Genomic DNA, 692 nt, shown 5'->3' with positions numbered 1-692 from the left:
TCGACGAGTTCGATGATGGCGTCGCAGAAGCTGCGCCAGCGCATGCTCGGTTCGATGCCGTGCAGGAGAACGACGTCGCGGTCGCTGCCGGGTGGGGAACACAGCGACAGTCGGGTGGTCGGCCAGTCGATCTCGCGGGTGACGCCGTCGACGAGGCGTACCTGTGGCCGGTTGACCTGGTAGTCGTAGTACTCCTCGGAGTCCAGCTCGGCGAAGGGCTCGGCGTCCCAGATCAGCTCGAGGTGCTCGACGGCGCCGCTGGCCGCGTCGCCGGCGTCGTTCCACCCCTCGAAGGCGGCGACGAGCACCGGATCGCGCAGGACGGGGACGTCCTGGTCCGGGGTCTCGGGATACTCGGGTGCACTCACTCGTCCAGCCTACGACCCGGCCCGTTCCGGGCGCCCACTAGTCTGTGGGGCATGTCCACCCCACTTCATTCTGTCCTGCTCGATGCGCTGAGCCAGCGCGTTGTCATCGGAGACGGGGCGATGGGCACCATGTTGCAGGCCGCGGATCTGTCGCTCGACGACTTCCGCGGTTTGGAGGGGTGCAACGAGATCCTCAACGAATCTCGTCCCGATGTGATCCGTGGGATCCACCGGGCGTACTTCGAGGCCGGCGCCGACGTCGTCTCGACGAACACCTTCGGCTGCAACCTGCCCAATCTCGCCGACTACGACATCGCCGACCGG

At 66.9% G+C, this 692-nt stretch carries 2 protein-coding genes; one reads left to right on the top strand and one right to left on the bottom strand.

Annotated elements, in window-relative coordinates; translation table 11 throughout:
- Positions 1-368: PAC2 family protein (locus R1101_RS0125000; protein WP_016935830.1), on the bottom strand; the 368-nt coding region annotated here is incomplete at its 3' end.
- 51 nt (positions 369-419) lie between these two features.
- On the opposite strand from R1101_RS0125000, the gene R1101_RS28900 reads away from it, so the two are divergent.
- Positions 420-692: homocysteine S-methyltransferase family protein (locus tag R1101_RS28900; protein WP_157179211.1), on the top strand; the 273-nt coding region annotated here is incomplete at its 3' end.

The sequence above is a fragment of the Rhodococcus sp. R1101 genome (assembly GCF_000278445.1).
In the GTDB taxonomy this organism is placed as follows: domain Bacteria; phylum Actinomycetota; class Actinomycetes; order Mycobacteriales; family Mycobacteriaceae; genus Rhodococcus; species Rhodococcus gordoniae.
The sequence above is the reverse complement of the archived record's forward strand: the minus strand, read 5'-3'. Positions and strand labels throughout refer to the sequence as shown.